The following is a 7,865-nucleotide window of genomic DNA, read 5'->3' as shown; positions in this document are numbered from 1 at the left end:
CACCAGCAGTTGGTTATTGGGCTTGGCCTCCCCCGTGGCCACCTTGGAAACCACTTTATTAACCGAAAGCCCAAAGGAAATGGGCAGTCCGGTTTCCTTTATAATCCGCTGGCGAAGTTCAGTGGCATAGCGGTAGCAGCCAAAAAACCGGTCCATCCCCGAAAGGTCGGCGTAAAACTCATCGATACTCGCCTTTTCAAACAAAGGCGTCTGTTCTTTGATAATGGCAGTTACCTCATCGGAATGTTTGCTATAGGTCGCGGTGTTTCCGCGAATCACCACAGCCTCAGGGCAGAGTTCCCGGGCCATCCGCATGGGCATACCCGAGTGAATCCCATACCCCCTGGCCTCATAGCTGCACGCCGCGACTACACCGCGGTCACTCAGCCCCCCTACCAAAATAGGGCGTTGTTTCAGGCGGCTATCCATTTTTCGCTCCACAGAGACGAAAAATGTATCGAGGTCCAGATGAAGAATGGTCTTTTGCATCTCAGGATTCTAAAATTAAGGGATGCTAATTTATGGATTATTTCCTTTTTTTTGGATTTTTTCCTATTTCACTTGTGTTAATATTTAGATTCGGGACGGGGCGGGGCTGAAGTGGTGTGTTTTTTTTGGTGTACAGCAAGGTTCTGACCCATCGCCTTACCACTTAAAATGGGATGCCGGTGATTTCCCGACATAGAGATTGCAGGGATAGCGTTTAACTTTAAGGGTTGGGTGGCCGGGCAATTACAAACCTCCAAAGTGGACAGAAAACCCCATACCGATCCGTTACTCCATCCGCACTGCAACCACTTCACATTAAAACCCGTGCCTGTCGGCTCTTAAACAAAGGCAAAGCCCGTGGAAACCCGGAATAAGAAGGCATATAACGCTATAAGGATAAGCGCAAAACAAAACCACGCAAATACCTTTAAAGAATGTCTGACCAGGTAATTTCCCAAACTCCGGAAAGCCTCCAGATAAATCGCTCTGAGTAAGTAAATCGTTTTCATCTGTTTATTTTTATTGTTCTTAATAGGTCAGATGCAATTCGCCAATAACCATCTCGGTTGGTATTGAGAATTGTTATGGCTCATTTCATAACACCTGCTTTTACACATAGAAGTGCAGAAGGTATGCCAGAGCCAAAAAAACCTTATTTTTTTGGATTAAAGACAAGGAATAATAGATCAACGACCCGATTTCGGGTAGGATTCCAGACGAGAGGTTATCATTTTCAGACCTTTACAAAAGCACAAAAACTGAAGTCCTGAACACTACCCGACGGGGTATTGTGCGCCACATTCAGGCAGGTAACCGGCTTAAAGTACGGTCGCATCGCGGCCTTTAATTCCTCTGTGGAATACCGCTGAACTTCCAGCCCACTGCATTTTAAAGGCCCCCGATCTGAAAAGGTTCCCAAAACAAGAGACCCCCCGGGCCGGATACCCGCCACAGCGCGCTGGATATATGCCGCTTGTTGTCCGGGCTCGGTCAAAAAATGAAAAACCGCCCGGTCGTGCCATAAAACATAGTCGCGATCCGGGGTGAAATGAGTGACATCCCCCTCTATCCATTGGATTGTGGAGGCCCGCTCGCCAAGCCGCTTCCTGGCCCTTTCCAGGGCATTCCCCGAGATATCGAGTACCGTGATGTCCGTGAAGCCGCGATCCAGCAGGTGGTCCGCCAAAAGGCTGTCTCCACCCCCAACATCGATCACAGGGGCTTCTTTGGGTACATTCAGGCGGGATATCAGTTCCAGGGATGTCGCAGGTACAGGCTGGTGCCAACTCACCGTTTCCAGGGGTTTTGAATGGTAAATGTGCTCCCAGTGTTGTTTTCGATCTTTTCCGTCCGCCATCGCTACAGATCCCTGTCTTTGTATAGGTTACTTAATTTCTGAAAATGGATTCCTGAAGTAATGAAAAGTTTTATTCCGGGGATTCCACAACTACATAGTCGTATTGGATTTTCCAGCCGTCGCGGTGTTTTTTCCAGAAGACCAGGTAATTTCCAACGAGTTCCATGGAGGGAACCGGGCTGTCTTCATTGGCTACAAGGCTCTGGACACCCCTTCCCCGCTCTACGGCATGGTCCCCAAGAAACTGAAAGTCGAGCACTTCGAGTTCCAGGTTCCAGTCCCCGAGTTTGGCGGCTTCCTTTTGGGCAGCTACCCACGCTTTACGGCCCTTTATCGGCGGTTGGCCCGAAATCAGTTGTATAACATCTTCCGCAAAATATTCTCCGGCCTCTTCGAACTTGCCTTCACGGTTGAGAATATTGATCATTTTATTCGCCTCCTCTATGGCCGCCAGGGCTTCTTTGTATTCCCGTTCGGTATGGACTGCCTTTTTCTCCGCCTCAACAGCTTTGGACTCCTCTCCTTTACACGAGAGGAAAATGAGTAGTAACAGGACTACTGGTATGGCCTTTTTCATGTCTGTATATATTTTGGTTGGGTTTTGGGAGCTTTTAGCGCTTCCCAATCTCTTTCCAAGATAATAAATTCAGACAAGATACCCTTTAGGGAGGGATACCCGGAGAACCTATTCGAAAGGAAACCCGGTATACACCCTGTAAATAAAAGCGTAAAGCACAATCAAAAACATGACAAAACTGAAGATGGAAAAGGCTTTGAAATAGCGTTTGACTATAAAGTTGCCAATATTCCGGAATGCATTGATATAAATGTCTTTTATAAGGGCGAGCGTACTCATAACTTTCTGATTTGGATTCACCTCAAAACTATGTCGAATTCAAAATTTTCATCGGCCCGGTCGATGAATGACACGGAAAACAGGCAAGGGCATATCCCCGGTGTATTTCATCGATGAAGTATTGTAAAACAAGGACTTGTAGGAATTCTCTTTCTATCGGCAATGTGTGTTTTCGATCGTCCAAATACCATCTTGCGACAGCTGTTTTGGGAATTGGCACGGTCGATTAAAACCAATAAGTATTACTTTTGAAAGATGGCATCAAAACTTTTTAACTTTAGGGGGATCGGACTACTCGCGGTTTTGCTTGTTGTGACTTCCTGCAAGTCTTCGAATTCCGAAACCGAGGCTTCGGGTATCACATATTGGATAAACAGTTCAAAGGTGCCCTGTGAAGGGGTTGCTCCAATGGACTGCCTCGAGGTACGTCAGTCAGAATCTGCCGACTGGCAGCTCTTCTATTCGGAAATAGAGGGTTTTGACTACCAGCCCGGCTATTTGTACCGCATTAAAGTACGGGAGGAAAAACGGGACCCCGAAAACATGCCGGCGGATATCAGTTCCGTCAGGTACATCTTAGTTGCTGTTGAAGAAAAAATACCGGATTTATGATTACTTTTAATCTATCGCTGTATTTACCCACAAGACATGTAAAAACAGCTTTCCAAAAACATTAACCCTAAAATCCTAAACCGACGTAGTGATGAAAAAAATATTTAACCTTGCCGTTTTAAGTTGCAGTGTACTCCTTATCGGATTTACTTCATGCAAACCCAAAGCCTCTGAAAATCAGAAGCCAGAGGCCACCCAAACTTCGGAAGAAGAAGCACCGGCAACTGAGTTTACCGGAGATGGCCACAACAGCCGAATTTCTGTAGACTGGAATGGAATCTACAAAGGCACCATACCGTGCGCGGATTGCGAGGGAATTCAGACCGAACTTACCCTGATGGAAGATGGAAGCTTCGAGCGGAACACCACCTATTTGGGCAAAGACGGGGAAACCCATAATGAAAAAGGGAATTTCACCTGGGACGACAGCGGGTCTAATGTAACTCTGGCTCTGGAGGATGGTAAAACCCAGGAGTATAAGGTAGGGGAAAACATGTTGTTTCATCTGGATCGGGAAGGAAATCGGATTACAGGAGATCTGGCAGACAACTATATACTGACGAAAAACAAAACCGACGCAAGGTTAGAAAATAAAAAATGGGTGCTGACCGAATTGATGGGTCAAGAAATCACCTTCGAAGATGAAAACAGCCAGGCTTTCCTCATGTTCGACAGTACCTCCGGTCGCGTGTCAGGGCACGATAGTTGTAATCGCGTAATGGGCAGCTATGAAATCCTGGAAGGAAATCGGCTTACCTTTGGCAGGGGTATGGCCTCAACGATGATGGCTTGCCCGGACATGGAAATTGCCGATGGATTTAATGAAGTCATGAACAAGGTGGACAATTACACGGTTGCCGATGGTGTCTTGAGCCTGAATAAAGCCCGTATGGCGCCCTTAGCGCGTTTTAAACTGGTGACAGAATAACTAGACCTGCTGATAGAGAAAAGACGGATAACTCATAGACTCTTGCCGTTGCAGGCTTTCCGGGGGTAGTATCCCGTAAAAAAAAGACGCAGGAATTTCCACAGGGGTTTCTGCGAGCCATTCCAGGCCAAAAGTGTACCAAAACCGGTTTTGGATTCCAACCCGGGTATATTCCAATTGTACACAGTTTGACAGATTGGTTCCGATAGGGTGAAATTTGCAGTTCCCCCGGGAAACCTCAACCAGGGTTGCCCGGCGTTCTTTGTGCACCTGCAGCCAGGCATCGGGTGTTTCAACGGGGTTAAAATGCGTTGCCTGATCGGCCTGCAGGACAAAGCCGTACTTGACCCAGGTCTCCCGATACCCTTTCAGGCCGGGGGCGATTTCTGTGGGAACCGGGTTACCTTTTCTCGATTTAACCTCTATCCTATTTGTTCGTATTTTGACGCCAACCCCCTGTTCGAGGACCGGGATCAGGTATGTGTCGGTCCGCTCCTCAAAGGTTGCAGCTCCCTCTGGGAGTTGCCCAAAGAAAGCGGTCAAGTGCTCCATGGGCTGCTCGTAAAACCAACGGATTTCGCAGGTTTTTATAGACTGCATAGTTATACAGGTTGCGGGATTCCAGGGAATGCCCCCAGTCTTACCCGTCTGTTGAATGTAGTAAAAAGACCAGGGGACTGCAACAAAAAAGCCGGACATTGCAATGTCCGGCTTTTCTCTTCAAAGACCTCAAAAGGCCGCAGGTTAAGCTTCACAACTCACACAATCCTTCTTCTGACGGAATTTTTGTGCCGCATTCATACTGTGCTGGTAATACAGGGATTTCAGACCCAGTTTCCAGGCCGAAACATGTACCTTATTAATCTCCTTTACCGGTGTATCGGGGTGTACCAGAATATTAACAGACTGTCCCTGATCGATGTGGTTTTGACGGTTAGCTGCCTGGTAAATAATGGCCAGCTGATCGATTTCCGCATACGTTCGGAATACATCCTTCTCCTCTTCGGTGAGGAAATCCAGGTGTTGTACAGAACCATCCATATCCCGAATACTCCTCCATACTTCCGGAGTGTTTTGCCCTTTTTCCTCCAGCATGTCCATCAGGAACGGATTCTTGATGGTCGTTTTGATCTTCGCGATATCCTTGACGTAAATATTGGACCAGATCGGTTCAATCCCCTGGGAAACCTGCCCCAGGATAAAGGCCGACGATGTGGTTGGAGCGATGGCATTCAATGTAGCATTCCGCCTTCCATATCCCTTCAGGACTGCAGGCTCCCCAAAACGCTTGGCGAGGTCTTCAGAGGCCTTGTAAGACCGTTCTTTGATTGTCCTGAAAACTTCACTGTTCAAATCATAAGCCTCCTGGCTGTCAAAAGCCAGCCTTTTGGATTGCAGCAGGGAGTGCCATCCCAAAGCACCCAGGCCAAGAGCCCGGTTGTCTTTGGCGAAATTGTAGGCCCGCTCCATAAACATAAAGGTCTGACGATCTTCCAGGTCCTCAGAATCCCGATAACTCTCCAGTTTTTCAATAAATTCACTCAGGACGGCATCCAGGAAGCAAACCATGGTCTCCACGGCATCCGTGTTCTTCCATTTGTCGTAGTTCAAAAGGTTTATTGAAGACAGAACGCAGACAAAAGACCATTTCTCGTTAGAAGGCAGCATAATCTCCGTACACAGGTTACTGGCGTGGATCTTATGCTCATTTTCCCGATACACCGCAGGAGCGCCGTTATTGGCGTGATCCCTGAAAAAGATATACGGGTAGCCCATTTCCCCACGACGCTGAAGGACTTTTGCCCATATCTCCCGCTTATCTGTATCTCCGTCAATCATTTCCTGCATCCACTCATCTCCCACGGTTACCCCGTGCGTCAATTGTTGAATGCTGTTCCCTTCGGTTCCGATTTCTAAAAATTCATGAATATCCGAATGCTCTATGGGCAAATATGGAGAGAACCGGCCCCTTCGGACAGAACCCTGACTGACCACATCGACCATCTTGTCAAAAAGCTGCATGATATGGACCGCGCCCGAGGCGTAGCCATTGTTCTTAACAGGGGCTCCCCGATGGCGGATTTTTCCGAAATATCCGGAGGTTCCCCCTCCAAGTTTTGACATCATCCCAACCTCGGACTGCGTAAAGAGGATGTTACCCATATCGTCGTCTATATGCGACCCGAAACAACTGATGGGCAGTCCGCGGCGTTTACCGAAGTTGGACCATACAGGAGAGGCCAGCGAAAAGTATCCCTCTCCCATGTATTTGTAAAATTTATCTGAAAAACCCGGGATCCCGAGGATCTGTTCTGCCCTGTCGGCGATCTCACGGATGCGCTCCTCGGCCGAAACCCCTTCAGGCAGGTAGCCGGAAGCGAGGAATTGGCGGCTGTGGTCTGTAAGCCATTCAAAAGCGGGTTCTTCGGAATTTTTAACCTCTTGCAAGGTCTCCTTCCGAGCGTGGATTAATTCTTCAACCACGGGGGTTTTTACTTTTTTTAAATCGTCAGATAAGTTGGTTGTAGTGTTCTCGCTCATAGTTAAAAAAGGTCTTCGCTGGTTATACTTTGTGTTCTTTTACTGTAGTTAATGGATCTTTTCACGAAGAAATCTCCGTGCTTGGTGCCTATAATTTCATCGTCGAACCACTCTGTTTCCTGCAGCAGGTTTTCGTCGACTTCAAATATTTTCTCAATCCCGATGCTCTCCAAAGACTGGTTGAAGCGGTTCTTGATGAACTCCTGGATCACGGCTTTTGGAAGGAACTCAAGTTCCCCGGATTCAAAAATCCAATCCACTACCTCGCTTTCCGCGTCATAAGCCTGTGCACATACTTTCCGGATCATCTCTTTATATTCCCCACTGAACCATTCCGGGTTTTCATCCTGAAGGATTTTGATCAGGTCAATTCCAAAATCTCCGTGGATCTGTTCCTCTTTGGAGGTAGCTTCAACGGCATTGGATATCCCTTTGAGCATATTGCGGTGTTTGTTAAACGCCATGATGATCAGGAACTGGGAAAAGAGGGAAACGTGTTCGATAAACAGGGAAAAAAGCAGGATAGACTCCGCGTAGTCCTTTTTATCTTCACTCTTCGCATTTTTAAGCGCAGTCTCTAGATAGTGGACCCGCTTCATAATCACGGGTTTCTTCTTCAGGGTATTGAATTCGTGGTTGAGCCCCAGGATCTCCAAAAGGTGGGAATACGCATCGTGGTGGCGTACCTCGCTCTCCGCAAAAGTGGCCCCTACCGCCCCGATTTCGGGCTTGGGCATCCGATGGTAAATATCCCCCCAGAAAGTCTTAACCGCTACTTCAATCTGCGAAATGGCCAATAAGGTATTTTTGATCGCGCTGCGTTCTACCTCGCTCAACCGGGTTTTGAAATCCTGAATATCACTGGTGAAATTAAACTCGGTGTGTATCCAGTAGGAATGACGAATGGCGTCTACATATTGGTATAGATGCGGATACTCATAGGGCTTGAGGTTGATGCGTTTCTCAAAGACATCCGATTTCCGTTTGCGTGTTTGTTCATTCCTGTAGATGATGTAGGCCTTGGCTACGTCGTGAAAGGTGCTCCCCATGAGTTTGTCCTCCACAATATCCTGGACCTGTTC

General features: G+C 47.5%; 9 protein-coding genes and 1 pseudogene. 2 read left to right on the top strand and 8 right to left on the bottom strand.

Features of this window, described 5'->3' with window-relative positions; translation table 11 throughout:
- From WBV75_RS01895 to WBV75_RS01875, 5 genes and pseudogenes are all read right to left on the bottom strand, one after another.
- A pseudogene (locus WBV75_RS01895) lies at positions 1-489 on the bottom strand (DNA polymerase IV); the annotation flags it as partial.
- A 338-nt stretch (positions 490-827) separates the two neighbouring features.
- Positions 828-998: a DUF6747 family protein gene (locus WBV75_RS01890; RefSeq protein WP_424118962.1), complete on the bottom strand. Its 171-nt coding sequence runs from the start codon at positions 996-998 to the stop codon at positions 828-830.
- Positions 999-1,222: 224 nt separating this feature from the next.
- Positions 1,223-1,846 carry a class I SAM-dependent methyltransferase gene (locus WBV75_RS01885; RefSeq protein WP_424118961.1) on the bottom strand — a complete coding sequence of 208 codons (624 nt, stop codon included), beginning with the start codon at positions 1,844-1,846 and terminating at the stop codon, positions 1,223-1,225.
- Positions 1,847-1,916: 70 nt separating this feature from the next.
- Positions 1,917-2,423 carry a YybH family protein gene (locus WBV75_RS01880; RefSeq protein WP_424118960.1) on the bottom strand — a complete coding sequence of 169 codons (507 nt, stop codon included), beginning with the start codon at positions 2,421-2,423 and terminating at the stop codon, positions 1,917-1,919.
- A 108-nt stretch (positions 2,424-2,531) separates the two neighbouring features.
- Positions 2,532-2,702, bottom strand: a complete 171-nt coding sequence (locus tag WBV75_RS01875) for a DUF6747 family protein (protein WP_424118959.1) — start codon at positions 2,700-2,702, stop codon at positions 2,532-2,534.
- Between the two features lie 255 nt (positions 2,703-2,957).
- Here WBV75_RS01875 and WBV75_RS01870 point away from each other — a divergent pair, with 255 nt between their 5' ends.
- Both WBV75_RS01870 and WBV75_RS01865 read left to right on the top strand, forming a co-directional pair.
- Positions 2,958-3,314: a DUF4377 domain-containing protein gene (locus WBV75_RS01870; RefSeq protein ID WP_424118958.1), complete on the top strand. Its 357-nt coding sequence runs from the start codon at positions 2,958-2,960 to the stop codon at positions 3,312-3,314.
- A 91-nt stretch (positions 3,315-3,405) separates the two neighbouring features.
- Positions 3,406-4,242 (top strand): copper resistance protein NlpE N-terminal domain-containing protein, encoded by an 837-nt coding sequence (locus tag WBV75_RS01865; RefSeq protein WP_424118957.1) that lies wholly within the window; start codon positions 3,406-3,408, stop codon positions 4,240-4,242.
- On the opposite strand, the gene WBV75_RS01860 is transcribed toward WBV75_RS01865, so the two are convergent.
- The 3 genes from WBV75_RS01860 to WBV75_RS01850 all read right to left on the bottom strand — a co-directional run.
- Positions 4,243-4,842: a hypothetical protein gene (locus WBV75_RS01860; protein WP_424118956.1), complete on the bottom strand. Its 600-nt coding sequence runs from the start codon at positions 4,840-4,842 to the stop codon at positions 4,243-4,245.
- A 144-nt stretch (positions 4,843-4,986) separates the two neighbouring features.
- Positions 4,987-6,783, bottom strand: a complete 1,797-nt coding sequence (locus tag WBV75_RS01855; RefSeq protein ID WP_424118955.1) for a ribonucleoside-diphosphate reductase subunit alpha — start codon at positions 6,781-6,783, stop codon at positions 4,987-4,989.
- A 2-nt stretch (positions 6,784-6,785) separates the two neighbouring features.
- Positions 6,786-7,865: ribonucleotide-diphosphate reductase subunit beta (locus WBV75_RS01850; protein ID WP_424118954.1), on the bottom strand; the 1,080-nt coding region annotated here is incomplete at its 5' end.

The organism is Robiginitalea sp. (genome assembly GCF_049588695.1).
Lineage (GTDB): Bacteria > Bacteroidota > Bacteroidia > Flavobacteriales > Flavobacteriaceae > Robiginitalea.
This window is presented reverse-complemented; position numbering and strand designations above follow the sequence as displayed.

Coding starts and splice junctions, on each gene's coding strand:
- WBV75_RS01890 (WP_424118962.1), bottom strand. CDS start 998: ATGAAAACGATTTACTTACTCAGAGCGATTTATCTGGAGGCTTTCCGG.
- WBV75_RS01885 (WP_424118961.1), bottom strand. CDS start 1,846: ATGGCGGACGGAAAAGATCGAAAACAACACTGGGAGCACATTTACCAT.
- WBV75_RS01880 (WP_424118960.1), bottom strand. CDS start 2,423: ATGAAAAAGGCCATACCAGTAGTCCTGTTACTACTCATTTTCCTCTCG.
- WBV75_RS01875 (WP_424118959.1), bottom strand. CDS start 2,702: ATGAGTACGCTCGCCCTTATAAAAGACATTTATATCAATGCATTCCGG.
- WBV75_RS01870 (WP_424118958.1), top strand. CDS start 2,958: ATGGCATCAAAACTTTTTAACTTTAGGGGGATCGGACTACTCGCGGTT.
- WBV75_RS01865 (WP_424118957.1), top strand. CDS start 3,406: ATGAAAAAAATATTTAACCTTGCCGTTTTAAGTTGCAGTGTACTCCTT.
- WBV75_RS01860 (WP_424118956.1), bottom strand. CDS start 4,842: ATGCAGTCTATAAAAACCTGCGAAATCCGTTGGTTTTACGAGCAGCCC.
- WBV75_RS01855 (WP_424118955.1), bottom strand. CDS start 6,783: ATGAGCGAGAACACTACAACCAACTTATCTGACGATTTAAAAAAAGTA.